This window comes from Ruegeria sp. AB9, assembly GCF_056542585.1.
The window spans coordinates 28,495-54,522 of sequence record NZ_JBQGAA010000002.1; the positions used below are offsets into that span (position 1 = coordinate 28,495).

Genomic DNA, 26,028 nt, shown 5'->3' on the forward strand with positions numbered 1-26,028 from the left:
CGTTATGTAGTCCGCGCTAAAATATTTACGTTGGCCGCATTTTTCCAGAGTGGCGTACCTGAATTTCTTGTGAGCGTGCGCCCGAAGACAGGTTTCGGCGGAAACATGCAAAAAACCCGGCCCTTGAAAGGGCCGGGCTTCAAAATCTTGGGAGTTTAGGGATCAGTCCATAGCCTTAAAGTTGAACTCGCCACCTTCCTTGATGCCCGACGGCCAGCGTGCGGTCACTGTTTTGGTGCGGGTATAGAACTTGAAGCTGTCCGGACCGTGCTGGTTCAGATCGCCGAACATGGATTTCTTCCAGCCGCCGAAGGTGTGATAGGCCAGCGGAACCGGGATCGGAACATTGATGCCCACCATGCCGATATTGATACGGCTGGCAAAATCACGCGCGGTGTCACCGTCACGGGTGAAGATTGCGGTGCCGTTGCCATACTCGTGATCCATCGCCAGGCTGATCGCCTCTTCGTATGAACCTGCACGGACAGTCGACAGAACCGGGCCAAAGATCTCTTGCTTGTAGATATCCATATCGGGGGTCACGTTGTCGAACAGGTGCGGTCCGACAAAGAAACCGTCCTCATAGCCCTGCAAGCTGAAATCGCGGTTATCAACGACCAGCTTCGCGCCTTGCTCAACGCCCGAGTTGATCAGGCCAAGAATGCGCTCCTTCGCGGCGGCGGTCACAACCGGGCCCATATCGACGTCGTCACCGGCAGTATAGGGGCCGACTTTCAGCTTTTCGACGCGCGGGATCAGTTTTTCGATCAGCTTGTCTGCGGTTTCTTCACCAACGGGAACCGCAACAGAGATCGCCATGCAACGTTCGCCTGCCGCCCCAAATCCGGCACCAACCAGCGCGTCGGCAGCCTGATCCAAGTCAGCGTCGGGCATGACGATCATGTGGTTCTTGGCACCGCCAAAACACTGCGCGCGTTTACCATTCGCCGTTGCGCGGCTGTAGATATACTGCGCGATCGGGGTTGAACCCACAAAGCTGACGCCCTGAATGATCTCGCTGTCAAGAATGGTGTCTACCGCTTCCTTGTCGCCGTTCACGACCTGGAACACGCCCTTGGGCAGGCCGGCTTCGACGAACAGTTCGGCCAGCATCAGCGGAACCGAGGGGTCACGCTCGGACGGTTTCAGAACCACGGCGTTACCGCAGGCCAGTGCCGGACCGACGTGCCAAAGGGGCATCATTGCCGGGAAGTTGAACGGCATGATCGAGCCGACAACGCCCAAAGGCTGACGCATAGAATACATATCGATGCCGGGGCCCGCACTGTCGGTGAACTCGCCTTTCAGCATCTGCGGCGCACCGATGCAATACTCGATCACTTCCAGGCCGCGCTGCAAATCGCCCTTGGCATCGGGGATGGTTTTGCCGTGCTCGCGGCTCAGCGCTTCGGCCAGTTTATCCATGTCACGGTTCATCAGGCCGACCATTGCCATCATGACACGCGCACGCTTCTGCGGGTTGGTTGCGCCCCATGCTGGCTGGGCTGCAGCCGCAGCCTCAATCGCCGCAGTGGTTTCCGCTGCGCTGGCCATGGGGCACTTGTATTGAACTTCGCCCGTCGCCGGGTTGTAGACGTCGTCGAAACGACCAGACGTTCCGGCGGTCATTTCGCCGTTCAGGAAATGGGTCAGATCTTGCATCAATAGCTCCTCCGATAGATTTGCGCGCAGAATAGACTTGCAGAAATCCAACGAACAGAGGCAATGTCTCAAAAGAGTTTTGCAAAAATGCAAAAGGGCGAAGAATGACCCCAAACTGGGACGATATGCGGATTTTTCTGGCCGTGGCACGAGAAGAAAGCCTGTCTTCCGCAGGTCGTATCCTGAAGATTGATCCTGCCACCGTGGGTCGGCGCGTTGCGCGTTTAGAGGCAACGCTTGATTCCACATTATTCACCAAATCGCAGCAGGGCTATGTTCTGACCCCGGCAGGGCAACGCCTGTTGGAACACGGCGTGCACGCCGAAGAAGCAATGCGTGCGGCTGCCGGTGCGGTGGCCGGGTCCACGAAATCGCTGAGCGGGCAGATCAGGATCGGCGCGCCGGACGGCAGTGCCAACTATCTGCTGCCCCAGGTCTGCGCCAAAATCAGTGATGCCAACCCCGATCTGGATATTCAGATCCTTGCCCTTCCACGTGTGATCAACCTGTCCCGTCGTGAGGCGGATATGGCGGTGACGGTCAGTGCGCCGACTGCCGGGCAATTGCTGGTGAAGAAAATCAGTGACTACAAATTGCACATGGTTGCGACCGAAGACTATCTGAAGCGACATTACCCGATCCAGACAGTCGCAGACCTGAACGGGCACAGGTTGATTGGTTACATCCCTGATATGATCTTCGACCGGGAACTGGATTACCTGAACGATATTGGTATTGACCGTGTCGCGCTTGCATCGAACTCTGTCTCGGTCCAGTTGCGGCAAGTTTGTCTGGGGACCGGCGTTTGTGTGGCGCATGATTTCACGTTGCCGTTCCACCCGGGTCTTCGGAAAATCCTGACGGATCAAGTGAGTTTGACGCGCAGTTTCTATCTGGTCCGACATCAGGGTGACCAGCGCAACGAGCGGTTGAACCGCTTCGCAGATGCTCTGACGCGCGGTATTCGCGAGGAAGTGCTTCGTTTGGAAGCAGGTGCCGACGCTTGACAGGCCGCAGCAATCGCGCAACGCTTTGGAATAAGTGTTATTATTCCGGAGGTATTCTTCATGCTAGTACAGGCCATCCTGAAGTCCAAAGCGACAGACGGCGTTGTGACCGTTGCGCCAACGGCAACGATCTCGGAGGCCTCGAAGATTCTTGCGGACAAGCGGATCGGGACGGTTATCGTCTCTGAAGACGGCGGCCAAACCGCGTCGGGAATATTGTCCGAGCGCGACATCGTCCGGGAATTGGCGGCCAGTGGCAGCGGTTGCCTGGACCAGCCGGTGCAGACTTACATGACGCAAGATCTGATCACGACGACCCGTCAGGCCACAGTGGAAGACATCATGTCCCGTATGACCGAAGGGCGCTTTCGCCACATGCCGGTGGTCGAAGACGGCAAGCTGATCGGTATTGTGACCCTTGGCGATGTGGTGAAGGCACAGCTGTCAGAACTGGCAATGGAAAAAGATGCCCTGGAAGGCATGATTATGGGGCATTAACGGCAAGGGTTGCCAAGGCAACCACTTGCACCTGCAGCAAAGTTGTGTTTGCTTGCGCAGAAATATTGTTGCGCAGGAGGGCGCGATGCGGGTTGGATTATATCCTGGAACCTTTGATCCCATCACTATGGGGCACGTTGATATCATCCGTCGGGCGGCAGCTTTGGTGGACAAACTGGTTATCGGCGTTGCCATCAACCGGGACAAGGGACCTCTGTTCTCGTTGGAAGAGCGCGTGGCCATGATCGAAGCGGAATGCGCCCAGCTATCGGAACAGACCGGTACCGAGATTGTTGCGCATCCCTTCGAAAATCTGCTGATTGACTGCGCACGGGATGTTGGGGCGCAAATCATCGTGCGTGGTCTGCGCGCGGTTGCTGATTTCGAATATGAGTTTCAGATGGTCGGTATGAACCGCGCATTGGACGATTCGATTGAGACCGTCTTTCTGATGGCCGAGGCACGGCATCAGGCGATTGCGTCCAAACTGGTGAAGGAAATCGCCCGTTTGAACGGGGACGTGTCGAAATTCGTCACGCCCCGCGTCAACGCAGCACTAAAAGAGCGGTTAGGTTAGGGCACCCATTGCGGCGGCTGTATCCAGCATCCGGTTCGAAAAACCCCATTCGTTGTCATACCACGCCAGCACGCGGACTAATGTGCCATCGGTGACTTTGGTTTCGGCCAGTGACACTGTCGAACTGTGCGGGTCGTGGTTGAAATCAACGGAAACCAGGGGGCGGCTTTCCGCGGCCAGCACGCCGGGGATCTTGGAAGCTGCATCGGTGAACAGTTGGTTGACCTCTTCTTCGGTCGTAGGGCGTGAAACCTCGGCCACAAGATCAACAACCGAGACATTCGGGGTCGGAACGCGGATCGCCTGACCGGTCAGTTTCCCTTTCAACTGCGGCAGCACCAATCCTACGGCAGCAGCAGCACCGGTTGTCGTCGGGATCATAGACAAAGCTGCAGCGCGCGACAGATAGGGGTCTTTGCCAACCAGATCATGCACGGGCTGGCTGGCCGTATAGGCGTGGACGGTGGTCATGTTGCCGTGCTTGATGCCAAGGCCGGCATCCAGAGCGGCAGCAACGGGAGACAGGCAGTTGGTGGTGCAGGACGCGTTTGACACCACCAGATCTTCGGCGGTCAGTTCGTCGTCGTTTACACCGAAGACGATGGTTTTCACACCGCCGTCACCTCTGGCCGGGGCAGAGATCAGGACTTTCCGGGATCCGTTCTTGAAGTGACGTTCAGCCGCTTCGCGCGTACGAAACACCCCGGTGCATTCCAGAACGACGTCAATATCAGACCAGGGCAGGTCTTCCGGGTTGCGCTCGCTGCTCAGGCGAATTGGACCTCGACCCACATCCAGACCTGCCTCGCTGAGTGTAACCGGGTTGGGGTAACGACCGTGAACGCTGTCAAATTCGAACAGATGCGCGTTCATCTCCGGTTTGCCAAGATCGTTGATTGCGACAATCTCGACATCGGTACGTCCACTTTCCATCACCGCGCGCAGCACCCCGCGCCCGATCCGTCCAAATCCGTTGATCGCAAGTTTCAAGGTCATGGTCTGCTCCGTCCTAATGTCTCAGTTAGTTGAGTTAGCGCTAACAAAGCCAGATCAACTAAAATGTCAAGAGAAACCTCGGTCACCGCCAGAATGCGAGCCAGTCCAGAAAGTCGTAAAGCTTCTTTCCAAGGAAAAGCAGATGTTCGGTGCCGTACATCGCCACATCCAGCATCATGCCACCGAGCAGAAGTATGCCGAGCCAGATAGCGATTTGGTTGGTCATGGCCGTTCCGAACAAAAAATGCCCGCTCAGATAACCTGAGCGGGCATCAAGGTACAAGCGAAGTCCGAAGGGTCAGTTAAGACGGCCCATCGCGACAGCCACATCTGCCATGCGGACCGAGAAGCCCCATTCATTGTCATACCAGGCCAGAACGCGAACCATGCGGTCGTCGACGACACGGGTCTGATCCGGCGCGAAGATCGAGCTTTCCTCGGTATGGTTGAAATCGGTCGACACTAGCGGAGCAGGTTCATATCCCAGAACGCGCTGCATCGGGCCTTTGGCGGCTTCTTCGACGATCGCGTTGATTTCGGCCGTCGTAGTGTCGCGCGAGGCGCGGAAGGTCAGATCGACGGCCGAGACATTTGGGGTAGGGACGCGGATGGCGGAACCGTCCAAGCGGCCTTTCAGGTTCGGCAGAACTTCACCCAGAGCCTTGGCAGCCCCGGTCGAGGTCGGGATCATCGACATTGCAGCAGCGCGGGCGCGGTACAGATCGCTATGGCGACGGTCCAGCGTTGGCTGGTCGCCGGTATAGGCGTGGATGGTGGTCATGATGCCGTGTTCGATGCCGACACCTTCGTCCAGAACTTTGGCCAGCGGGGCCAGGCAGTTGGTGGTGCACGATCCGTTTGATACCATGTTGTCATTGGCGGCCAGCGTGTTGTGATTGACGCCGAAAACAATCGTCTTGTCCACGTTCTTGCCCGGAGCCGACAGCAGAACCTTGCCTGCGCCACGTTCCATATGCGTTTTGGCCTTCAGGCCATCGTTGAACTTGCCGGTGCATTCGAGAACAACGTCACAGCCTTCCCAGTCCAACTCGTTCATGTCGTAGGTCGAGAACATCTGCATCGGGCCGCGACCCAGATCCATGGTGTTGCCGTCAATGGTGACGTCGCGCGGAAACCGCCCGTGAACGCTGTCATATTTCAGCAGGTGCGCCGAGGTTTCCAAGGGGCCAGTGGCGTTGACTTTGATCACTTCGATGTCGTTGCGCCCAGAAGCGGCGATGTGCGACAGGGTGCAGCGGCCAATACGGCCAAAACCATTGATACCGACCTTGATGGTCATATGACGTCTCCAGATGCGCTTGCTTTGAGGGCCATATAGCGGCGAAAAGGGAATCTCAAAAGGGCAAAAACGGCATATTTTTAAGGTGTTAGCGCAAACCTGCGCCGGTTGCGCTAACGCTTGCGCTAGCCGACGGATCAGGTAGGGTCCGGGTTGCGGCAGCAGAAGTGAAAGGAAACGCAATGAGTGGTCTTTTGGCCCTGTTGGACGATGTAGCAGGAATTGCCAAAGTTGCGGCAGCATCAGTGGACGATGTGGTTGCCGCGGCAGGCAAAGCGGGGGCCAAGACCGCTGGTGTGATTATTGATGACGCAGCGGTGACCCCTAAATATGTGCAGGGCTTTGCCCCGGCGCGCGAATTGCCGATCATCTGGCGCATTGCGCGCGGTTCGGTTTTCAACAAAATCATACTCTTGTTGCCCGTAGCTTTGTTGCTGGCCAATTTTGCCCCGTGGCTGATCACCCCCCTTTTGATGCTGGGTGGGTCTTATTTATGTTTTGAAGGTGCCGAGAAGATTTTTCATGTTCTGTTTCCTCATGGCAGCCATGTCATTGAGGACGATATGAAAAACCGCGATCCGGGCCATCTGGAGGAGCAAAAGGTCAAGGGCGCGATCAAGACCGATTTCATTCTGTCTGCCGAGATAATGACTATTGCATTGGCGGCGATCGAAGCCCCGAACCTGTGGATGCAGGCCGCGACGCTGGCCGTCGTGGGAATAGGGGTGACGGTCGCCGTTTATGGGTCCGTTGCGTTGATCGTGAAGATGGATGATGTGGGGCTGTTTCTGGCGAATAACGCGCCGACACCTATCGGTCGCGGTCTGGGCCGAGGGTTGGTCAAGGCAATGCCCGGGGTGATGAAAACACTGTCCATTGTTGGAACTGCGGCGATGCTGTGGGTTGGCGGTTCAATCGTCATCCACGGGCTTGAAGTGCTTGGCTTTGGCTGGTTGCAGCATCTGATCTACGACTGGGCAAAGGCGATTGCATATTCAGCACCTGAAGACTGGGCCGCTGCGGTGAAATGGTTGGCCAAGGCGGCGATGGATGGTGTTCTTGGTCTGGCCTGGGGGCTGGTTTTGATCCCACTGGCCACCAAGGTGATTATACCTTTGTTCAGTAATTCCAAAGCGCACTGATATGAAAAAGCAAAGGGCGGCTGATGCCGCCCTTTGCTTGATTGTTTTTATTTAGGCTCACAGCCCCAGCAGTTCCTTGACCTTGGCAACGGTGGCCTCGGCGGTAATACCGAAATGCTGGTACAGCTCGCCCGCAGGGGCCGAAGCTCCAAAGCTCGACATGCCGATGAAGCCAGCCTTGGCCTCACGACCACGCTCACCCAAAAGCCAGCGATCCCAGCCTCCGGCACGGACAGCTGCCTCGATACCCACACGAACGGGGCCTGCGGGCAGGACGCGCTTGCGGTATGCTTCGTCCTGCTGCGCAAACAGTTCCATACAGGGCATCGAGACGACGCGAGTGCCGATACCTTCGGCTTCGAGCATCGCTTTGGCTTCCATAGCCAGCGAAACTTCTGAACCAGTTGCAATCAGGATCGCCTGACGTTTACCTTCGGCCTCGGCCAGAACATAGGCACCCTGAGAGGTCAGGTTCTTGGTTTTGTGATCCTTGCGTACGGTCGGGACGCCCTGGCGGGTCAGCGACAGGACCGAGGGGCTATCCTTGAAGGTCAGTGCCAGTTCCCAAGCCTCGGCGGTTTCAATCGTGTCGGCGGGGCGGAATACATAGGTGTTGGGCGTCGCACGCGAGATCGCAAGATGCTCGACCGGCTGGTGGGTCGGGCCATCTTCGCCCAGACCGATCGAGTCATGGGTCATCACGAAGACCGTTGGAATCTTCATCAGTGCCGCCAGACGCATCGACGGGCGGGCATAATCGGTGAACGCCATGAACGTACCGCCATAGGGACGGATGCCGCCATGCAAAGCCATACCGTTCATCGCGGCGGCCATGCCGTGCTCGCGGATACCATAGTGAATATAGCGGCCCTTACGGTTTTCCGGCAGGAACACGCCCATATCGGCCGATTTGGTGTTGTTTGATCCGGTCAGGTCGGCCGAACCGCCAACCGTCTCGGTCATGATCGGGTTTACGACGTTCAGAACTTTTTCCGAAGAGGCGCGGGTGGCCAGTTTCGGCTGGTCTTCGGACATTTGTTTCTTGAACGCGCGAATGGCACCGGCCAGACGCTTGGGTGCCTCAAATGCATAGGCGCGGTTGAACTCGGCCTGCTTGCGCTCGGACAGCTGCGCGAAACGCTCTTCCCAAGCGGCGCGTTCGGCTGCGCCACGTGCACCAATGGCTTCCCATGCGGATTTGACGTTGGCTGGAACGTTGAACGCGTCATGTGGCCAGTCATAGGCCTCTTTCGCGGCTTTCAGCTGATCCTGATCTGTCAGAGCACCGTGACCTTTCGAGGTATCCTGCGCTGCGTGACCCAGAGCAATGTGGCTTTCACATGCGATCATGGTCGGCTTTTTCGATTTTTTCGCCTGAACGATGGCCGCATCGATAGCCTTCGGGTCGTGGCCGTCGATTTCAATCACATGCCAGCCCGAGGCCGCGAAACGGCGGACCTGATCGGTGCGATCAGCGATATCGACGGTGCCGTCGATGGTAATGTTGTTGTTGTCCCAGAAAACGATAAGCTTGCCCAACTCATGACGGCCGGCCAACGTGATCGCTTCCTGGCTGACGCCTTCCATCAGGCAGCCGTCGCCCGCGATCACGTAAGTGTAGTGATCTACGACCTTCTTGCCGTAATGAGCGCGCTGGATTTCCTCGGCCATGGCGAAACCCACAGCGTTCGAAATACCCTGACCTAGCGGGCCGGTGGTGGTTTCCACACCGTCGATCAGAAAGTTTTCAGGGTGACCTGCGGTCTTGGCGCCCAATTGGCGGAAGTTCTTGATCTCTTCCAGCGTTACATCCGCGTGACCGGTGAGATAGAGCAGCGAATACACTAGCATCGAACCGTGGCCAGCCGACAGGATGAACCGATCGCGGTCAGCCCAGTATGGTGCAGACGCGTCGAATTTCAGATGCTTTTCGAACAGAACGGTCGCAACATCGGCCATGCCCATGGGCATGCCGGAATGGCCGGAATTTGCGGCGGCGACGGCGTCAAGGGTCAGGGTGCGGATGGCCGCAGCTTTGTCCCAATGTTCGGGGTTGGCATTGCGCAGCGCAGTCAGGTCCACGGGCGTTGTTCCTTTGGATAAAAAGCAGATTGCGGGCTCAATACCACTCAGCACCCAAAGTGCAAGCGGAACCGGGCTTTAACCGTTAGGGATAGGTGAAGAGCGTGGCCCAAGTTGTTGAAACCAAACAGTGGGTATTTTCCGCCGCATTCCGTTAGACTGTCAGCAGGCGGGATTCGGTTTTGATTCGGATCACTTCGCAACAGAACGAACCTTGATAAAGAGGTGACAGAGGCATGAGCCAGATAGAGGAATTACAGCACCGCATTCTTGCCGCGATGGACCGTATCGGTGCAGGCGTCGAAGGACTGGGTGGTGCGTCCCGGAATACCGGGATGGATGAAGGGCTTCAGGCCGAACTTGAAGACGAAAGAGTTGCCAATGCGCAGCTTCAGGAACGCCTGAAATCCCTGAAGGAGCAGCATGAACAGCAAGTCGATGGGCTGCGTGCCGATTTGGAGCAATTGCGGATCGCGCCTTCGGACACGGGTGAGGCAGATGCGTTGCGTGTTGAGTTGGAAGAAGCCAGAGCCAGGATCGCCTCGGTTGAAGCCGCCCGCGCCGAGTTGGCCGAAGCCAAGGCAGCCTTGGACAACAGTTCCGAATTGGACGCATTGAAAGCCGAAAACGAAGTAATGCGCGCGGATCTCGCAGGTCGCGAAGATCCGGCCCCGCTGAAAGCGGAGTTGGAGCAAATGCAAGTATTGCTTGCTCAGGCGAAAGAAATAGAGGCGGAAAACAGCCGCCTCAAGGCTGAGCTTGAAGATACGGAACGGGTCAATGATCTGAGCGCAGAGCTCGAGATGTTGAGGGCCGAAAGGGCCAGCCATGGGGCCGCGATGTCCCGGCTTGATGACGATCTGCAACGTATGCGCAAGGCGAACGAGCAATTGCGAAACTCGGTCGAGGAACTGCGCTCTGCGGCCACAGAAGGGTTGACGGATGCCGAGTTGCTGAACCGGGCCACCGTTGCCGAGCTGGAAGCGACACGTGCCGCGCAGGCTTCGGATGCGGCCGAAGCGCAGGCCGTTCTGGCACGGTTGGAGCCTCTGTTGTCGCAGGCGAAACTTGTAGAAGGTGAGGTAGAGTAATGCCCGAAGTAACCATTCATATTGGCGGGCGCGGTTTTGACGTATCCTGCCGGGACGGGGAAGAGACCTTTCTGCACGCTGCTGCCAAAATGCTGGATGATGAAGCGCAGGTTCTGTCCGATCAGATCGGGCGGATGCCGGAAGCCCGCATGTTGCTGATGGCGGGGTTGCTGCTGGCCGACAAGACTGCGGCAACGGAAGACAAGGTGAAGTCGCTGGAGGCAAAGTTGACCGAGACCGAGGCCGAACTTCAATCGCTGCGCAATGCTCCCGCGCCGGAACCCGAACGTATTGAAGTCGCGGTCGTCCCGCCATCCGTTACAGATACGCTGGCAGAACTGGCGGCACGTGCAGAAGCGTTGGCTTCGGTCGTCGAGGAGAAAAAGGCACAATGACGTACCTGCGCAATCTTTTCTGCGGCGCTTTGCTTGTTTTCCCGGCGACGGCTGTATTGGCCGAAATCGACATTCTATCCGTCACATTCACCTGTGAGAACGGGGTGCCATTGCCGGTGACCTATTTCAACGCACCCGACGGTTCAGGTGCCGCTGCGACGATGGTGGACAATTCTCTGGTTGCAATGCGCCAGGTTCAAAGCGGGTCGGGCATCCGCTATGAGTCCATCGGAGATGGAGGAACCTACATACTGCGCTCAAAAGGCTGGAACGCATCGATTAGCTTTTTGGCGGCAGGCGCCGCCAATGAGCAGGTGATTTATCAGGATTGTTCCAGCCGATAGGCCGGTTTACGCGTTTGCTTCGCGAATTTTGTCGGCTGCTTCCTTGTTGTAGCCAACTTCGTTTTCGTCAAACAGCGTGTCCAGTTCACCGGACAAAGTCATTTCGGTGATGATGTCACAGCCACCAACGAACTCGCCTTTGACATACAGCTGTGGCACTGTCGGCCAGTCGGAATAGTCCTTGATCCCCTGACGCACATCTTCATCAGCCAGAACGTTCACGTCGGTGTATTCGACGCCCATATAGTTCAGCACGCCCGCCACGCGCGAGGAAAACCCGCATTGCGGCATTTCTTTGGTGCCTTTCATGTATAGCACCACGTCATTGGCTTTGACGGTTTCGTCGATCTGGGTTTTCACATCGGTCATTTTGCGTTTCCTTTACATATCACGCCTGTGGCTATCATTTATTCCTTGCCGCCAGGCGTTATCGTTGTTCGTTTTATTAACGAGATCCAGGTCAGTCGCTTCCATTCCCAACAGAGGTTTTTCATTGGGGTTCGGGGGATTCCAGCCACCCATTGACTTTAGCACTTCCCAGATAAACTTGATCATTCCGGGGCTTTGGTGGTGAGCGCCAGCGCGTGCAATTCTCCGTCAGGGCCGTCCATCTTGCCTTTCAGAGCCGCGTAAACAGCGCGCTGTTGCTGAACCCGGTTTTTGCCGCGAAAGCTTTCGTCCACCACCATGGCGGACATATGAACACCGTCGTTTCCACCAACCTGAATCTCGGCGTCAGGAAAGGCTTCGCGCAGCAGGTGTTCTATTTCGTGGGTGCTCATCGGCATGTAGGTAACTCCAGAAAGTCTTTCCCAAGATGTAGAGCGCATGAACCGGGCGTGCAAGGGCGCTCGAAAAGGCTCGAATTCTGAAACCTGCGCCCGGTCGGGGCGCGGGTTCCCAGTGCACTCAGCGCTGATTTGTCAGGCAACGGCCTCAGCAAAGCTGTTGCGGTAAACCGCGGCCAATTCGTCAAGCGGGGCTTCCGAGTTACCGATCTTGACGCTTTCTCCGGTAAAGCGGCCAACCGAAGTCAGCGGAACGCCTGCCTGACCGGCTGCGATCATCAAAGCTTCGGCCTGATCGAAGTTGCACGCAACCAGATAGCGTGCCTGGTCTTCGCCAAACAGGAATTCGGTCGGGGCATCGTCCAGACACACGCCAACGCCAGCGGTTTCGGCCAACTCAAATGCTGCCAGTGCAATGCCGCCATCACTGAGGTCGGTGCAGGCCTTGATCATCTCGCGGTTGGTGCGGATGAAATCCCCGTTGCGCTTTTCGGCATCCAGATCGACATGAGGTGCATCGCCGTCTTCGCGATTGAAAACCTCGGCCAACAGGGCGGATTGACCCAGATGACCCTTGGTTTCGCCGATCACCAATGCAACATGACCTTCGCGGACTTCGTTACCAATGACCTCATCCGAATGCTGCAACAGGCCAACTGCGCCGATGGTGGGGGTTGGCAGGATCGCCTGTCCGTCGGTCTCATTGTAAAGCGAGACGTTACCCGACACGATCGGCATATCCAGCGCGCCGACCGCAGCACCAATGCCCTGAATTGCGCCGACGAACTGGCCCATGATTTCGGGCTTTTCGGGGTTTCCGAAGTTGAGATTATCGGTGGTGGCCAGCGGTTTGGCCCCAACAGCGGTCAGGTTGCGATAGGCTTCGGCCACCGCCTGCTTGCCGCCTTCAACAGGGTTGGCGCGTACATAGCGAGGTGTCACGTCGGATGTGAACGCCAGCACCTTGTCGGTGCCATGCACTCGAACCATACCCGCGCCCAAGCCGGGGGTGCGCGATGAGTCCGCCATCACCATGGTGTCGTACTGTTCATAGACCCACTGCTTGCCCGCGTAGTTGGGTGACGCGAGCAGGGCGCGCAGCCCGTCAATCGGGTCGATCTGAGGCACTTCGGTCAGTTCTTCTGCCTCTGGCGTAGGCTCCCATGGGCGGTCGTATTCCGGCGCGGTCGACGAGAGTTTGGACAGAACCAGATCGGCTTTGACTTCGCCGTTATGCATGATCAGGAAACGGTCTTCGGCAATTGTTTCACCTACGATTGCGAAATCCAGATCCCATTTTTCGAAGACGGCCCGAGCTTCGGCTTCAAGCTCGGGCTTCAACACCATCAGCATGCGTTCCTGAGATTCCGACAGCATCATTTCATAGGCTGTCATGTTTTCTTCGCGCTGGGGGACATTTTCCAGATCGAGGCGCACGCCCAGACCACCCTTGTCGCCCATTTCAACGGCGGAGCAGGTCAGGCCTGCCGCACCCATATCCTGGATCGAGATCACGGCACCGGTCTGCATCAGCTCAAGTGTGGCTTCCATCAGGCGTTTTTCGGTGAAGGGATCACCAACCTGTACGGTGGGGCGTTTTTCTTCGATAGTGTCGTCGAATTCAGCGGATGCCATGGTAGCACCGCCCACGCCGTCACGACCGGTTTTTGCGCCCAGATAGACCACAGGCATGCCGACGCCCGACGCCGCCGAATAGAAAATCTTGTCGCTGTCAGCCAAGCCTGCAGCAAAAGCGTTCACAAGACAGTTGCCGTTGTATGCGGGGTGGAAGCGGACTTCGCCGCCAACGCACGGCACGCCAAAACAATTGCCGTAACCGCCGATGCCTTCGACCACACCGTTCACCAGTTGGCGGGTTTTGTGATGGCCGGGTTCACCGAAAGACAGCGCGTTCATGGACGCGATTGGGCGTGCGCCCATGGTGAAAACATCGCGAAGGATGCCGCCTACGCCGGTTGCCGCGCCTTGATAGGGCTCAATGTAAGACGGGTGGTTGTGGCTTTCCATTTTGAAGACCACGGCCTGACCATCGCCGATATCGACCACGCCTGCGTTCTCACCCGGGCCGCAAATCACCTGAGGCCCAGAGGTGGGCAGGGTGCGCAGCCACTTCTTCGACGATTTGTAGGAACAGTGCTCGTTCCACATGGCCGAGAAAATTCCAAGCTCGGTAAAGGTCGGTTCACGCCCAATGATCTCGAGGATCATGTCGTATTCCTCGGGCTTGAGCCCATGTGCAGCAATCAGATCGGGTGTGATGGCGGGCTCTTGCATCTTCTGTCCTGTGTCCAAATGGGCCGAGATTGCGCGCCTTTTAGGGCAAGCGCGCGCGTGTGGAAAGGGTCAAGACGGCGCAGGCTGCGTCTTTCAAAGAAAAACGGAACCGGCATCACGGCCGGTTCCGAATGAACGCACCGCAGTATTGGTGCAAATCGCAGACCTAAACCGTGAAGGTTATGCCGATCCCTGGTCTTTGTTGAGCTGGGCCGCGGCCGCGGCACCAGCAGCGGCCTTCTGTTCTGGGCTCAGGTTCTCGGTCTCGTCCAGCCCCGGGATCGCAACGCGCACCTCGCGGCGGGCAAAGTCGATTCCGTTTTCCTTGAAGGCTGCCTTGACCCGGTTGAAGATTTCCTTGCGTAGGGTGAACTGCTTGCCGGGTTTGGCCATGAACTTACCGCGGATGATCATGCCGACATCGTCAAAGTCGAACACACCCTGCGATTTGAAAGGCTGCAGGAAACCATCCTTGTGCACCTCGTCCGCCATCATCTCGGCACCGATCTTCTTGAAGATCTTCTTGACCTTGTTGGGGTCGGTGTCGAAAGGCACGGTGAATTTCAGCTTCATGATCACCCAGTCGCGGCTGAAGTTCGTCAGCTTCTGAATCTCACCGTAGGGGATCGTGTGTACGGGACCCCGGTGATGGCGGAGTTGCATCGAGCGAACCGAGATTTTCTCGACGGTTCCCATCGTGCCGCCGACATCGACATATTCGCCAACGCGGAAGGCATCGTCGATCAGGAAGAACACCCCGCCCACGATGTCCGCCACCAGCTTTTGTGCACCAAAGCCGATAGCCAGACCCAGAACACCGGCACCGGCCAGCAGAGGCGTGATATTGATACCCAAAGCACCCAGTGCCAGCAGACCGAAAATCACGCCGATTGTGATCTGAGCCGTGATCCGCATCAGCGGCAGAACGGTCGCCAAACGAGAGCCGCCGACACCGCCACCTTCACCGCCCGCTTCTTCGTCCAGGGCCTCGGCTGCAGTTTGTTCCTTGGCCAATCGGCGGTTGATCCACAACGAGACGACCTCGTTCAGAATATAGCCGACGGCGACGATCAGAAGGAACTCAATGACAGCGCCGCCGACTTCGGCGCTGACCCCGGCCGAGGCAACGTGGCGCAGATCAAGGTGCCAGGTTCGAGCGATCATGAAGACTACGAACAAGCCTGCGATCACCCGGCCAATCCGGATATAGCTGCGTTTGGCAGAACGATAGGCGCGTTCGGCCAGAGGCCCTTCGCCGGACATCGGCGGCTGCAGGTGGCGCACCAACCCACGGATCAGCGTGTCCAGCGCGGGAGCGATCAGCAACCAGAACATGGTAGTGAAATGCGCACCGCTGGTTAGCAACCTCAATGTTGATGGATCGCGCTGTGCAACCAGAAACTCAACCAGCAGCCAGATTGCCACCGAAACGCCGATGGCAAAATAGGGGTAATAGTGCGCGACCTCCTTATCGAATTTCGTATGATCCGGGTCTGTACCCAGCATCATCTGAGACAGCCCTTCGCGTGCGGTCCAGGCGATAACTGCGATGTAGATGTGGATTGCTGCGTTCAGCCAGAAGCCAATGCGGGTATCGTCACCCGTGACACCATTGAGAGCGTTGAACCGGACGACGAACAGCGTGAACCCGATCAGGATCAGCAGACCGATCAGGTTGCGATGCAGGTATTTCGCCCAGTGGTCGTCAATGTTGACCAGCCGGAACTGCGGTTTTGACGGTGCCAGCACAAAGCGTGACGCCGCAGCGCCCAGACGCGGCACCCAGATGAGGTAGAAAACAAACGGAGCGGCATAGGTGATTTGTTCAGGTGTCAGCAAGCCACGACCAATCGCCCTTATGACGACATAGAAAACGATCAGCCCCGCGATTTCGCGGCAAAACCGGCGAAACAAATAGCTTACAGCGCCCCATAGATCGGCCTTGTCCGCGACTTCAGCCGTTTCATGCCAACGACGGGTCAGGAAAATGAACAGTTTTTCAGCTATGAAACCGACGACAAGAACTGAGAGGATTAGCCCGAACAGCGTGAAGACACCAGTTGTGCCAAACGTGTCACCAAAATTGCTGAACGCGGTAATCTGCGCCGTGACAATGTTTGGAAGCGTAGTCAGAACATGTGTCCAGGAGGAGACCATCTCGGCCCAGATTTCGCTTATTTCGGTCAGCGGGTCTTCTACGTCCGCTTTCTCGGCAGCTTGTTTCTCTGCCACTGCATCAAGGCGGTCTAACAGAATCGCGCGCACCTGGTCATCGGACATACGTGCAACCAGATCGTCGACCTGTTCGGGTGTCAGGTCTTCCGGAATGGTCACAGTAGAAGCTGTGCCGGTATCTTGCGCATGTAACGGCACCGCCAGAAATAATGCGGAGACGATCGCCAACACGAGGCGGAGTGGATGGAACATGGATTTTCCCTCGAACACGAAATTGTTTCGGTTTTTTGGGGGATCATATGCTTATACGTGTATTTTTCCCAGAGCTTTCGCTGACTTAATGCAATATAACGGGCAAAAAAAAGGCCGAGCTATAAGCTCGGCCGTAGTCCAACAGGGAGGTATGAAGATGATGAGCGTTTCAGCATCACCGCCTTCGAGTGCTCATTTAGGGGTCAGTTCGTGAACGTTCAAGAAAATTCACCCTGTATTCTGTTCATGCCCGATATGCCATCTGCGCATAGCTATAGTTTTCCCATCTGTTTCAGCTGCTTACGTTGAGCAATGATCTCATCCTGCACGAAGTCACGGAACGCGCCGACGCGCTTTGAATGCCGTAATTCTTCGGGATAGGCTAAATAGACGGGTACATCGGCGGTTTCTATATCTGACAGGATTGGCACAAGGTGCGGAAAATCTTGCGTGACATAGTCGGGCAGGACACCGATGCCCAGATTGTGCAAAACGCCCTGAAGCACGCCAAAATAGTTGTTCACGGTCAGCAAGGACCCGGGATTATAGGTCATCAAGTGGCGCACCATGGATGCACTTGCCCCGACCTGCGGTGCCGCAGGGGTCTGGCAGATCAGACGATGGTCCTTGATCTCGTCCAGCGATTCCAACATGCCGCCATGGGTCTCGATATAGTCCTGGGTCGCATACAGCATCATCTGAACCGTCATCAGGCGTTTGCGCACCAGATCGGCCTGGCTTGGCTCTTTCATGCGGATGGCGACGTCCGCCTCGCGCATTGGCAGGTCCAGAACGCGTTCTTCCAGCATCAGGTCGATGTTCAGATCAGGATATTGTTCGTACAGCTTGGGGAGACGCGGAGCCAGCCAGAGTGTGCCGAACCCGAAGGTTGTCGTGACCCTCAGGACGCCAAAGACCTCTTCTTCGCTGTCCCGAATGCGCGCAGCTGCGGCGTCAAGCCGTTTCGACATGGCGGATGTGGCGTCGAACAGCAATTCACCTTGTTCAGTGAGAATCAGCCCACGAGCATGACGGTGGAAAAGGGTGGCATCCAGAGACTCTTCCAGCGCGCGGATCTGACGACTCACGGCGGATTGAGACAAGTTGAGCTTGTCCCCGGCATGCGTGAGGCTGCCCGCATCGGCCACCGCGTGAAATATTCTAAGCTTGTCCCAATCCATCGCTGCAACTTTCGTTCTCTTTCAGAAGCCCTATATGAAATAGGTAACAACTTCTACATTCAAAGGACGAAATCCTTACATATCAGTGGATAAATTATATACAGGTCAGTAATTATGACCTAAAATACATCTGAATAAAGCACACTGATCTGACGAGGGGAGACGTCTGATGAGCCAGCCACAGATAACGCTGAACGACCGGTTCGATCTTGAGAAAAACCCCGTTCTTCTGAACGGAACCCAGGCGCTTGTGCGTTTGATGCTGATGCAAAAGGCCAGGGACCGGCAAGCAGATCTTAACACCGCAGGACTGGTTACGGGATACCGAGGTTCACCCCTGGGTGCAGTTGACCAGCAGATGATGAGAGCCCAAAAGCCGCTGGCCGAAAACGATGTCACGTTTCAGTTTGGGTTGAACGAAGATCTGGCAGCCACCGCACTTTGGGGCAGCCAGCAGGCGGGTCTGCGCGGCGACGGCAAGTTCGACGGGGTATTCGGGCTATGGTATGGCAAAGGTCCGGGCGTTGATCGATCCGGTGACGTCATGCGGCACGCAAACATGGCGGGTACAGCGCAGCATGGCGGCGTGCTCATGGCGATGGGTGATGACCATACCGGAGAAAGTTCGACCGTTCTGCATCAGTCCGAATGGTCGCTGGTCGACATGTATATGCCGATTGTCAGCCCCGCTGGTATTCAGGAAATCCTCGATTACGGCATCTATGGCTTTGCACTCAGTCGTTTTGCAGGTGTCTGGGTCGGCCTGAAGACGATGAAAGACACGATCGAGGTCACCTCGGTCGTGGATGGCAGCCCGGACCGGATGCAGGTTGTTGTGCCTGAATTTGATATGCCGGAAGGCGGCTTGAACATTCGATTGGCCGATACACCACATCTGCAGGAATCACGTGTCATTGACTACAAGAGGTTCGCGGCCGAGACATTTTCTCATGCCAATAAACTCGATAAGCGGATGTGGGGCAAACCCGGCGCCAGGATCGGTTTTGTCGCGGCGGGCAAGAACTGGCTGGACCTGACACATGCTTTGTCGCTTCTGAACATCGACGAGGCAGAAGCTGAACGTCTTGGGATTACCACATATAAAGTGGGGCAGACCTTCCCATTGGATATGACAGGGTTCCAAGACTGGGCCAAGGGGCTGGATCTGATCGTGATCGTCGAAGAAAAGCGCAAGCTGATCGAGGTTCAGGTAAAGGAAGCCATCTTTGACGACCGTCGCGGACGCCGCGTCTATGGCTGGTACAAAGGCGGGGCCGGGACGTTGCACCGGGAAGAACTTTTTCCGACGCGAGGGGCGCTGGATCCGATCATGATCGCCGAAAAGCTGGGCGATATCCTGATTGAAGAAGGGCGCGAAACCGATGGTATTCGGGCCGGGCTGGCGTCTTTGTCCGAAGCGCGCAGGGCCGACAACGCACAGGAAATTGCGACGCGGCTTCCGTATTTTTGTTCTGGTTGCCCGCATAACAGCTCAACCAAGGTGCCCGAAGGTAGCCGCGCCTATGCCGGTATCGGTTGTCACTACATGGTTCAGTGGATGGATCGCGAGACCACCGGTTTCACTCAAATGGGCGGGGAAGGCGCAAACTGGATCGGTGAAGCGCCGTTTTCCACCACAAAGCACGTGTTCCAGAACCTTGGCGACGGCACCTATAACCATTCGGGCGTTCAGGCGATCCGGGCGGCGTTGTCCGCAGGAACGAATATCACCTTCAAGATCCTGTTCAACGACGCGGTCGCCATGACCGGCGGGCAGGGCAATGAAGGCGACTTGACCGCTGAACGGATCGTTGCCGAGGTCAAGGCCATGGGGGTCCGAGAGGTCGCCGTGGTTTTTGACGAAAAGGAAGACGTGAATTTCACAGCACTTCCCGCGAGCGTTCAGGCATATGAGCGCGCGGACCTCATGCAGGTGCAGGAGAAATTCCGCGAGATCGAGGGCGCCTCGGTCATCGTTTATGTTCAGACCTGCGCGGCCGAAAAGCGTCGCCGCCGTAAGCGGGGTACATTCCCAGATCCGGACAAGCGCGTGTTCATCAATACCGATGTCTGTGAAGGCTGCGGCGATTGCGGGGTGCAGTCCAACTGCGTATCGATCGTTCCGAAACAAACCGAGTTGGGCCGCAAACGAGCCATTGATCAGTCTAGCTGTAACAAGGACTTCTCGTGCCTGAATGGGTTCTGCCCGTCCTTCGTCACACTTGAGGGTGCAAAGATCCGTAAAGAGGCAACGACCGAGATTGATCTGCCGGATCTTCCGATGCCGGAGCTGCCTGAGATCCGTGGAACCCATAACGTCGTGATCACAGGTGTCGGGGGCACGGGCGTTGTCACGTTGGGCGCCATCCTTGCTCAAGCGGCGCAGATCGACGGAAAAGGTGCGGGCATGATGGAAATGGCGGGCCTGGCGCAGAAGGGCGGTGCGGTACACATCCATTGTCGTCTGGCCAACAGCCCCGACGATATCAGCGCTATCCGTGTCGCCACAGGCGAAGCCCATGCGCTGATCGGCGGGGATCTGGTGGTCTCGGCCGGAGCGAAGACGATGGGACTGACGCGTATTGATCGTACCGGTGCGGTTGTAAACAGCCATGAAACGGTGACCGGTGACTTCACGCGCAATACCGAATTCCGCATTCCTGCCGATCAGTTGGAACTGGCCCTGCAGGCGCGGCTGAAAGAACGCGTCTCACTGTTTGACGCAACTGATCTGGCACGCGCCGTGATGGGAGATTCGATCTATTCCAACATGATGATCTTTGGTGCAACCTGGCAGCGTGGGTTGTTGCCGGTCAGCCATCAGGCGATCTTTGAGGCCATCGAGCTGAACGGTACTGCCGTCGAACGAAACAAACGCGCATTCGATATCGGTCGCTGGGCGGTTCTGCATCCGGACGAAGTTCAATCCATCCTTTCGCCAACCGTGGCTGAAATGCCCAAAACGCTGGACCAGATCATAGAATTCCGTGCCCGGCACCTGACCGAATACCAAAGCGCCCGGCTGGCCAAACGGTATCGCAAGCTGGTGGACAGTGTTGAGGACGCGGAGGTGCGCGAAGCGGTGGCAAAAGGCTATCATAAACTGTTGTCATACAAGGATGAATACGAGGTGGCGCGCCTTTTGCTGACCAGCCGGGAAAAGGCGGCAGCCGAGTTTGATGGCGACTTCAAGATGACCTTCCACCTCGCCCCTCCGATTTTCGGTGGATCAGGCAGCGACGGCAGGCCGAAAAAGCGCGCGTTCAGCGAGTCTGTTATGGGCCCGTTGAAACTGCTGACCAAGCTGAAGGCGCTGCGAGGTACGCCGCTGGATATCTTCGGATACTCATCTGAACGCAGGATGGAGCGTGCTCTGATCCGTCAGTACGAAAAGGACATGCGCGACGTGTTGCCCTTAATGTCGCCGGACACGCGAGACGCAATATCTGCCCTGGCCCGTTTGCCGCTGGATATTCGCGGATTTGGCCCGGTTTTGCGGGAAAATGAGGCCAAAGCTGCCAAACGGCGCGAGGAATTGCTGGCATCCATCCGCAGCGGCGGGCCTGAATTGCGGGCTGCAGCGGAGTAATTCGTCACAAGGGTGTCACGATAGCTAGGCAAAATTGCTACTTGCACTTATTTTGCAGGCAGTAAAACGGAGACCTAAATGCCTTCTCGCCGTCATGCCGTTCGTGACATCTCATACGCCCATTCTGCCGAAACCAAGGGCGGGAGGATGGTTATCAAATTGATGGAGAATACGACGGGCCGTTTGCGCCTGATCAAACGCGCGGACGGATATGAGAAAGACGTTGCCGAAGGGGGCGACTTTTGGGCCGTAATGGTCGAACGTTATGGGCTGACACTGGACGTGGTTGGGGGATCGCTTTCGAATATCCCGAAAGATGGTCCTCTGATCCTGATTGCCAATCATCCTTATGGCATCCTGGATGGCTTGATGATGGGGCATATGCTGTCCGAGACGCGCGATGATTTCCGCATTTTGGCCCATCGGGTGTTCCGCAAGGCCGAAGATCTGAATCGCATCATTCTGCCCATTTCGTTTGATGAAACGAAAGAAGCGATGAAGCTGAACCTTGAGACTCGCAAGACTGCGCTCAACTATCTGGGACAGAGTGGAGCGATCGGCATTTTCCCCGGTGGCACGGTCAGCACAGGGGTTAAGCCGTTTGCCCATCCCATGGATCCGGGCTGGCGCGGCTTTACCGCACGGATGGTGGCGAAATCCAACGCCACGGTTGTGCCGGTTTTCTTCGACGGTCACACGTCGCGCCTGTTTCAGATTGCAAGCCATCTTCACAACACCCTGCGTATGGGATTGCTGATCAAAGAGTTCAAAAAGCGTGTTGATACGCCTGTGAAAGTGGTGATTGGCGAGCCTATCGGGCGCGACATTCTGGACCCTTTGGGCAAGGATACGCGCAAGATGATGGATTTCCTGCGCAAAGCCACGTATGAGCTGTCTCCAACACCGCTGAAGTCTTATGACTACGGCTATGAATTTGAGGAACGGCATCGCGCCTGAAGGGGCAAATGGCAGTAGGTATCTTTGATTCCGGTTTGGGCGGTTTGACCGTTCTGAACGCCGCGCAGCACCGGCTGCCGGACGTTGATTTTCTGTATTTCGCGGACAGTGCGCATGCGCCATATGGTGTGCGCGATGCCGAGGATATTTACCAGCTGACCCGCAAAGCCGTGCACGATCTTTGGGATCGCGGCTGTAATCTGGTGATTCTGGCCTGCAACACCGCCAGCGCGGCGGCCCTGCGTCGGATGCAGGAAGAGGGCGTGCCGGAAGGCAAGCGGGTTCTCGGCGTCTTCGTCCCTTTGATCGAGGCGCTGACTGAGCGGCAATGGGGCGATAACTCGCCGCCACGTGAGGTTGAGGTGCAGCACGTTGCGCTGTTTGCGACCCCTGCGACCGTATCCAGCAGGGCCTTTCAGCGTGAGCTGGCTTTCCGAGCCATCGGTGTGGATGTCGAGGCGCAGGCCTGTGGTGGCGTCGTGGATGCCATAGAAGAGGGCGACATGATCCTGGCCGAGGCGCTGGTGCGCAGTCATGTGGATGCTCTCAAACGCAAGATGCCGGAACCGCAGGCAGCCATTCTGGGCTGTACGCACTACCCGCTGATGGCAGAAGCATTTCAGGCGGCTTTGGGTTCTGACGTGCAGGTCTATAGTCAGGGAGCGCTTGTTGCCGAAAGTCTGGCGGACTACCTGCAGCGTCACCCTAACATGCAGGGTGACGGCCTCGGAGGTTTCCTGACGACAGGAAAACCAAATGTGGTAAGCGATCGGGCGACGCAGTTCCTCCGACGACAAATCACGTTCGAGGCTGCCTGACTTAGGTCAAGGACTCAGCCGCTCTGCTTCCCTTATTTCAAGGCCGTCGCATCGGCGGTCGTGACATGTGACACACGTAAAAAAGAGGTCTGACATGACCCATAAAATCGCAATTCTGGGCGCTTCGGGCTATACTGGCGCGGAACTGGTGCGGCTGATCGCCGAGCACCCGAATATGGACATCGTTGCGCTGGCTGCCGAACGTAAGGCGGGAATGACCATGGCGCAGGTTTTCCCGCATCTGCGCCACATGGACCTGCCGGATCTGTGCAAAATCTCGGAGATCGACTTTTCCCGGGTCGATCTGTGTTTTTGCGCGCTTCCGCACAAGACCAGTCAGGAAGTGATCAGCGCGCTACCCAAAGATTTGAAGATCATCGACCTGTCCGCCGATTTCCGGCTGACTGACCCTGACGAGTATGAAAAGTGGTACGGCAATCCGCATACCGCGCTCGAGCAGCAGCAAGAGGCTGTTTATGGTCTGACCGAGTTCTATCGCGACGAAATCCGGGGCGCGCGTTTGGTGGCTGGCACAGGATGCAATGCTGCGACGGGGCAATACGTTCTGAGGCCGCTGATTTCTGCCGGGGTTATTGATCTCGACGATATCGTGCTGGACCTGAAATGCGCAGTATCCGGGGCAGGGCGGTCCTTGAAAGAGAACCTGCTGCACGCCGAACTGAGCGAAGGCACCAATGCCTATGCGGTCGGCGGGACACATCGACATCTGGGCGAATTCGATCAGGAGTTTTCAAAGCTGGCCGGGCGTACGGTTCATGTGCAGTTCACGCCGCATCTTATCCCTGCCAATCGGGGCATTCTGGCCACGACCTATGTGAAAGGTGACCCGCTGAGCGTCTACGAGACCCTCGCAAAGGCGTACGCGGATGAGCCCTTCATCCAGATGCTGCCGATGGGCGAGACCCCCTCGACCCACCATGTACGCGGATCGAATTATTGCCATATCGGTGTGGTCGAAGATCGGATCGAACGGCGCGCGATTGTGGTCGCGGCGCTGGATAACCTGACAAAAGGTAGCAGTGGCCAAGCCTTGCAGAACGCCAACCTGATGTTAGGTGAGGATGAAACTCAGGGCCTGATGATGGCCCCGCTTTTCCCGTGAGGACGGTATGAAAACACTCAAGAAACGTCGTCGAGTACAAGTCATTCTGGTGGCCGTTGTTGCCTTGGTGGCATCTACGGCGTTGATTGGCTATGCCATGCGTGACGGGATCAACTTTTTCCGCTCGCCCAGTCAGGTCATTGCGGAACCGCCAAAACCAACCGAAGTTTTCAGGATTGGCGGGTTGGTCGAAGAGGGCTCGATCATTCGTGGGCAAGGTGAAACCGTGCATTTTGTCGTCACCGATGGCGGAGAAAGCGTTAAGGTTTCATTCACTGGTGTTCTGCCTGATCTTTTTACGGAAAACCAGGGTATGGTTGGCACCGGAAGTTACGTCAATGGTGTGTTTGAAGCCACTGAAATTCTTGCCAAACATGACGAAACCTATATGCCGAAAGAAGTCGTGGACGCGTTGAAAGAACAGGGCGTTTACCAAGAGGCTGAAGACAGCTGATCTAGCAGAATTCTTTATTTGAAGGCGTTGCGTGCAGGTTGCGGGCAGCGCCCTTTATCCTTCAGGCCTGTTAACCCTTTTTCAGGATCGTCACCTCCATTCAACGTACATGGGGGTGGTATGCAAACGGTTCGGCAGATTGCAAAAGAGATTGTGAATCGAGAAGGCGGGTTCGTTAACGACCCCGACGATCCGGGCGAAGCGACCAAGTTCGGTGTTACAATCCACACTATGCGCAGGCTTGGAATGGATTTGACCGGGGATGGGCAGGTCAATGTGACTGACGTCCGGGCGCTAACTCGGCGCGATGCGGTAGATATCTTTGTTCAGCACTACTTTGAAAAACCGCGCATCGCCCTGCTGCCAGAGGTTCTGCATGCTTCGGTCTTCGACATGTACGTGAATGCCGGCGTTCAGGCAGTCAAAATCCTGCAACGGCTTTTGCGTGATATGGGGTTGGATGTCGTTGTCGATGGTGTGATCGGCGCGCAAACGACGCAGGCGTGTGAAGATGCGGCACAGCCCGATCCCAACGCGTTGCGCGATGCATACGGCGTGGCGCGACGGAATTACTATTTTCGCCTCGCCGACAGGCGTACGGCATCCAGAAAATACGCGCGTACCCGATCAGGTGGCAAAGGCGGCTGGATCAAGCGGGCCGAAGAGTTTCTGTCGCCGCGTTACCATTTGTCAGAAGGTGAATTCAAAGAAAGGGTTGCGGCATGGGGTTGATCTCAGGGGTTCTGGCGCTGTTGTTCGGGAACGGTCGTAACGCTGTGCGCGAAACGGTTGAAGTTTTTAGGGAAAATACTGAGTCGCGCGCTCAGCGAACTACAGAGTTGCAAAGCCAGGCCATGATGCAGTTTGGCAAAGAGTTTCAGGGTCCTCAAAAAGGCCTGTTCGACCGTTTCATGGATGGTGTGAACCGACTGCCGCGACCGGCATTGGCGTTGGGAACGTTGGGATTGTTCGTTGCTGCAATGGTGGATCCGCTGTGGTTCGCCGAACGAATGCAGGGCATTGCTCTGGTGCCGGAACCCCTTTGGTGGTTGCTGGGCGTGATTGTGTCTTTCTATTTCGGTGCGCGTCATCAGAGTAAAATGCAGGACTTTCAGCGGGATATAGGCGCATCTATGCACCGCTTGCCGACGGTCATGAGCAATATTGAAAAGGTACGCGCGATGCGCAGCGACAGCCCGGGGGTCGCTGATCCAGGCCCCGATGCCAACCTGATACTGAACGCCTCGCATCCCGATGCAAACGCGGCACTTAACGATTGGCGCAGACTTCGGCGGGGCTGAC

The 26,028-nt window shown here is 56.7% G+C and carries 24 protein-coding genes; 14 read left to right on the plus strand and 10 right to left on the minus strand.

The window, feature by feature from the left end; translation table 11 throughout:
- Window positions 1–162 precede the first annotated feature (162 nt).
- Window positions 163–1,662: a CoA-acylating methylmalonate-semialdehyde dehydrogenase gene (locus ACR0K5_RS05935; RefSeq protein ID WP_480628796.1), complete on the minus strand. Its 1,500-nt coding sequence runs from the start codon at window positions 1,660–1,662 to the stop codon at window positions 163–165.
- 104 nt (window positions 1,663–1,766) lie between these two features.
- Between ACR0K5_RS05935 and ACR0K5_RS05940 the strand changes: the two genes are divergently transcribed.
- From ACR0K5_RS05940 to coaD, 3 genes are all read left to right on the plus strand, one after another.
- Window positions 1,767–2,669, plus strand: coding sequence for a LysR family transcriptional regulator (locus ACR0K5_RS05940; protein WP_480628797.1), 903 nt, complete (start codon window positions 1,767–1,769; stop codon window positions 2,667–2,669).
- A gap of 60 nt (window positions 2,670–2,729) precedes the next feature.
- Window positions 2,730–3,167, plus strand: a complete 438-nt coding sequence (locus ACR0K5_RS05945; RefSeq protein ID WP_480628798.1) for a CBS domain-containing protein — start codon at window positions 2,730–2,732, stop codon at window positions 3,165–3,167.
- Window positions 3,168–3,252: 85 nt separating this feature from the next.
- Entirely contained in the window at window positions 3,253–3,744 is a 492-nt protein-coding gene (gene coaD / locus ACR0K5_RS05950) for a pantetheine-phosphate adenylyltransferase (protein WP_480628799.1), read from the plus strand.
- On the opposite strand, the gene gap (ACR0K5_RS05955) is transcribed toward coaD, so the two are convergent.
- The 3 genes from gap (ACR0K5_RS05955) to gap (ACR0K5_RS05965) all read right to left on the minus strand — a co-directional run bounded on the left by gap (ACR0K5_RS05955) (window position 3,736) and on the right by gap (ACR0K5_RS05965) (window position 6,040).
- Complete coding sequence (gene gap / locus ACR0K5_RS05955) at window positions 3,736–4,740, minus strand: type I glyceraldehyde-3-phosphate dehydrogenase (RefSeq protein ID WP_480628800.1); 1,005 nt, start codon at window positions 4,738–4,740, stop codon at window positions 3,736–3,738. The genes coaD and gap (ACR0K5_RS05955) overlap by 9 nt on opposite strands.
- 82 nt (window positions 4,741–4,822) lie before the next feature.
- A complete protein-coding gene (locus tag ACR0K5_RS05960; RefSeq protein ID WP_480628801.1) occupies window positions 4,823–4,966 on the minus strand; it encodes a hypothetical protein in 144 nt (47 codons plus the stop codon).
- 72 nt (window positions 4,967–5,038) lie between these two features.
- Entirely contained in the window at window positions 5,039–6,040 is a 1,002-nt protein-coding gene (gap, locus tag ACR0K5_RS05965; protein WP_480628802.1) for a type I glyceraldehyde-3-phosphate dehydrogenase, read from the minus strand.
- A 182-nt stretch (window positions 6,041–6,222) separates the two neighbouring features.
- On the opposite strand from gap (ACR0K5_RS05965), the gene ACR0K5_RS05970 reads away from it, so the two are divergent.
- On the plus strand, window positions 6,223–7,182 hold the full coding sequence (locus ACR0K5_RS05970; RefSeq protein WP_480628803.1) for a DUF808 domain-containing protein: 960 nt from the start codon (window positions 6,223–6,225) through the stop codon (window positions 7,180–7,182).
- Window positions 7,183–7,239: 57 nt separating this feature from the next.
- Here ACR0K5_RS05970 and tkt read toward each other — a convergent pair whose 3' ends face one another.
- Window positions 7,240–9,264 carry a transketolase gene (gene tkt, locus ACR0K5_RS05975; RefSeq protein ID WP_480628804.1) on the minus strand — a complete coding sequence of 675 codons (2,025 nt, stop codon included), beginning with the start codon at window positions 9,262–9,264 and terminating at the stop codon, window positions 7,240–7,242.
- 236 nt (window positions 9,265–9,500) lie between these two features.
- Between tkt and ACR0K5_RS05980 the strand changes: the two genes are divergently transcribed.
- Genes ACR0K5_RS05980 through ACR0K5_RS05990 form a run of 3 tightly spaced genes read left to right on the plus strand, consistent with a single transcriptional unit; the run spans window position 9,501 to window position 11,094 of the window.
- Window positions 9,501–10,355 carry a hypothetical protein gene (locus ACR0K5_RS05980; RefSeq protein WP_480628805.1) on the plus strand — a complete coding sequence of 285 codons (855 nt, stop codon included), beginning with the start codon at window positions 9,501–9,503 and terminating at the stop codon, window positions 10,353–10,355.
- Window positions 10,355–10,750: a cell division protein ZapA gene (locus tag ACR0K5_RS05985; RefSeq protein WP_480628806.1), complete on the plus strand. Its 396-nt coding sequence runs from the start codon at window positions 10,355–10,357 to the stop codon at window positions 10,748–10,750. Before ACR0K5_RS05980 ends, ACR0K5_RS05985 begins: the two co-directional genes overlap by 1 nt.
- On the plus strand, window positions 10,747–11,094 hold the full coding sequence (locus ACR0K5_RS05990; RefSeq protein ID WP_480628807.1) for an MliC family protein: 348 nt from the start codon (window positions 10,747–10,749) through the stop codon (window positions 11,092–11,094). Before ACR0K5_RS05985 ends, ACR0K5_RS05990 begins: the two co-directional genes overlap by 4 nt.
- A 6-nt stretch (window positions 11,095–11,100) precedes the next feature.
- Here the strand turns inward: ACR0K5_RS05990 and grxD are convergent, their stop codons facing one another.
- The 5 genes from grxD to ACR0K5_RS06015 form a co-directional block, all read right to left on the minus strand.
- On the minus strand, window positions 11,101–11,463 hold the full coding sequence (gene grxD / locus ACR0K5_RS05995; RefSeq protein ID WP_480574826.1) for a Grx4 family monothiol glutaredoxin: 363 nt from the start codon (window positions 11,461–11,463) through the stop codon (window positions 11,101–11,103).
- Between the two features lie 182 nt (window positions 11,464–11,645).
- Window positions 11,646–11,882 carry a BolA/IbaG family iron-sulfur metabolism protein gene (locus tag ACR0K5_RS06000; RefSeq protein WP_480628808.1) on the minus strand — a complete coding sequence of 79 codons (237 nt, stop codon included), beginning with the start codon at window positions 11,880–11,882 and terminating at the stop codon, window positions 11,646–11,648.
- 135 nt (window positions 11,883–12,017) lie between these two features.
- Window positions 12,018–14,177: a phosphoribosylformylglycinamidine synthase subunit PurL gene (purL, locus tag ACR0K5_RS06005; RefSeq protein ID WP_480628809.1), complete on the minus strand. Its 2,160-nt coding sequence runs from the start codon at window positions 14,175–14,177 to the stop codon at window positions 12,018–12,020.
- Between the two features lie 180 nt (window positions 14,178–14,357).
- Window positions 14,358–16,604 (minus strand): mechanosensitive ion channel domain-containing protein, encoded by a 2,247-nt coding sequence (locus ACR0K5_RS06010; protein ID WP_480628810.1) that lies wholly within the window; start codon window positions 16,602–16,604, stop codon window positions 14,358–14,360.
- A 272-nt stretch (window positions 16,605–16,876) separates the two neighbouring features.
- A complete protein-coding gene (locus tag ACR0K5_RS06015; protein ID WP_480628811.1) occupies window positions 16,877–17,785 on the minus strand; it encodes a LysR family transcriptional regulator in 909 nt (302 codons plus the stop codon).
- Between the two features lie 169 nt (window positions 17,786–17,954).
- On the opposite strand from ACR0K5_RS06015, the gene ACR0K5_RS06020 reads away from it, so the two are divergent.
- The 7 genes from ACR0K5_RS06020 (at window position 17,955) to ACR0K5_RS06050 (ending at window position 26,027) form a co-directional block, all read left to right on the plus strand.
- Entirely contained in the window at window positions 17,955–21,374 is a 3,420-nt protein-coding gene (locus ACR0K5_RS06020; RefSeq protein WP_480628812.1) for an indolepyruvate ferredoxin oxidoreductase family protein, read from the plus strand.
- A gap of 78 nt (window positions 21,375–21,452) precedes the next feature.
- Complete coding sequence (locus ACR0K5_RS06025) at window positions 21,453–22,331, plus strand: lysophospholipid acyltransferase family protein (protein ID WP_480628813.1); 879 nt, start codon at window positions 21,453–21,455, stop codon at window positions 22,329–22,331.
- A gap of 8 nt (window positions 22,332–22,339) precedes the next feature.
- Window positions 22,340–23,149 (plus strand): glutamate racemase, encoded by an 810-nt coding sequence (gene murI, locus ACR0K5_RS06030; protein ID WP_480628814.1) that lies wholly within the window; start codon window positions 22,340–22,342, stop codon window positions 23,147–23,149.
- A 94-nt stretch (window positions 23,150–23,243) separates the two neighbouring features.
- Entirely contained in the window at window positions 23,244–24,272 is a 1,029-nt protein-coding gene (argC, locus tag ACR0K5_RS06035) for an N-acetyl-gamma-glutamyl-phosphate reductase (RefSeq protein WP_480628815.1), read from the plus strand.
- Window positions 24,273–24,279: 7 nt separating this feature from the next.
- A complete protein-coding gene (ccmE, locus tag ACR0K5_RS06040) occupies window positions 24,280–24,726 on the plus strand; it encodes a cytochrome c maturation protein CcmE (protein WP_480628816.1) in 447 nt (148 codons plus the stop codon).
- Between the two features lie 120 nt (window positions 24,727–24,846).
- On the plus strand, window positions 24,847–25,458 hold the full coding sequence (locus ACR0K5_RS06045; protein ID WP_480628817.1) for a holin-associated N-acetylmuramidase: 612 nt from the start codon (window positions 24,847–24,849) through the stop codon (window positions 25,456–25,458).
- The gene (locus ACR0K5_RS06050; RefSeq protein WP_480628818.1) at window positions 25,449–26,027 is read left to right on the plus strand and encodes a holin family protein; all 579 of its coding nucleotides are present in this window, start codon (window positions 25,449–25,451) and stop codon (window positions 26,025–26,027) included. The genes ACR0K5_RS06045 and ACR0K5_RS06050 overlap by 10 nt, the downstream gene beginning before the upstream one ends.
- Window position 26,028 lies beyond the last annotated feature (1 nt).

Excerpts from the sequence above, each read along its gene's own strand:
- ACR0K5_RS06010 (WP_480628810.1), bottom strand. The coding sequence starts at position 16,604 with ATGTTCCATCCACTCCGCCTCGTGTTGGCGATCGTCTCCGCATTATTT.
- ccmE (WP_480628816.1), top strand. The coding sequence starts at position 24,280 with ATGAAAACACTCAAGAAACGTCGTCGAGTACAAGTCATTCTGGTGGCC.
- ACR0K5_RS06025 (WP_480628813.1), top strand. The coding sequence starts at position 21,453 with ATGCCTTCTCGCCGTCATGCCGTTCGTGACATCTCATACGCCCATTCT.
- ACR0K5_RS05960 (WP_480628801.1), bottom strand. The coding sequence starts at position 4,966 with ATGACCAACCAAATCGCTATCTGGCTCGGCATACTTCTGCTCGGTGGC.
- ACR0K5_RS05935 (WP_480628796.1), bottom strand. The coding sequence starts at position 1,662 with ATGCAAGATCTGACCCATTTCCTGAACGGCGAAATGACCGCCGGAACG.
- ACR0K5_RS05980 (WP_480628805.1), top strand. The coding sequence starts at position 9,501 with ATGAGCCAGATAGAGGAATTACAGCACCGCATTCTTGCCGCGATGGAC.
- murI (WP_480628814.1), top strand. The coding sequence starts at position 22,340 with ATGGCAGTAGGTATCTTTGATTCCGGTTTGGGCGGTTTGACCGTTCTG.
- ACR0K5_RS06045 (WP_480628817.1), top strand. The coding sequence starts at position 24,847 with ATGCAAACGGTTCGGCAGATTGCAAAAGAGATTGTGAATCGAGAAGGC.
- grxD (WP_480574826.1), bottom strand. The coding sequence starts at position 11,463 with ATGACCGATGTGAAAACCCAGATCGACGAAACCGTCAAAGCCAATGAC.
- ACR0K5_RS06000 (WP_480628808.1), bottom strand. The coding sequence starts at position 11,882 with ATGCCGATGAGCACCCACGAAATAGAACACCTGCTGCGCGAAGCCTTT.
- coaD (WP_480628799.1), top strand. The coding sequence starts at position 3,253 with ATGCGGGTTGGATTATATCCTGGAACCTTTGATCCCATCACTATGGGG.
- ACR0K5_RS05970 (WP_480628803.1), top strand. The coding sequence starts at position 6,223 with ATGAGTGGTCTTTTGGCCCTGTTGGACGATGTAGCAGGAATTGCCAAA.
- ACR0K5_RS05990 (WP_480628807.1), top strand. The coding sequence starts at position 10,747 with ATGACGTACCTGCGCAATCTTTTCTGCGGCGCTTTGCTTGTTTTCCCG.
- ACR0K5_RS05985 (WP_480628806.1), top strand. The coding sequence starts at position 10,355 with ATGCCCGAAGTAACCATTCATATTGGCGGGCGCGGTTTTGACGTATCC.
- ACR0K5_RS05945 (WP_480628798.1), top strand. The coding sequence starts at position 2,730 with ATGCTAGTACAGGCCATCCTGAAGTCCAAAGCGACAGACGGCGTTGTG.
- gap (WP_480628800.1), bottom strand. The coding sequence starts at position 4,740 with ATGACCTTGAAACTTGCGATCAACGGATTTGGACGGATCGGGCGCGGG.
- ACR0K5_RS06050 (WP_480628818.1), top strand. The coding sequence starts at position 25,449 with ATGGGGTTGATCTCAGGGGTTCTGGCGCTGTTGTTCGGGAACGGTCGT.
- ACR0K5_RS06015 (WP_480628811.1), bottom strand. The coding sequence starts at position 17,785 with ATGGATTGGGACAAGCTTAGAATATTTCACGCGGTGGCCGATGCGGGC.
- purL (WP_480628809.1), bottom strand. The coding sequence starts at position 14,177 with ATGCAAGAGCCCGCCATCACACCCGATCTGATTGCTGCACATGGGCTC.
- ACR0K5_RS05940 (WP_480628797.1), top strand. The coding sequence starts at position 1,767 with ATGACCCCAAACTGGGACGATATGCGGATTTTTCTGGCCGTGGCACGA.
- ACR0K5_RS06020 (WP_480628812.1), top strand. The coding sequence starts at position 17,955 with ATGAGCCAGCCACAGATAACGCTGAACGACCGGTTCGATCTTGAGAAA.
- gap (WP_480628802.1), bottom strand. The coding sequence starts at position 6,040 with ATGACCATCAAGGTCGGTATCAATGGTTTTGGCCGTATTGGCCGCTGC.
- argC (WP_480628815.1), top strand. The coding sequence starts at position 23,244 with ATGACCCATAAAATCGCAATTCTGGGCGCTTCGGGCTATACTGGCGCG.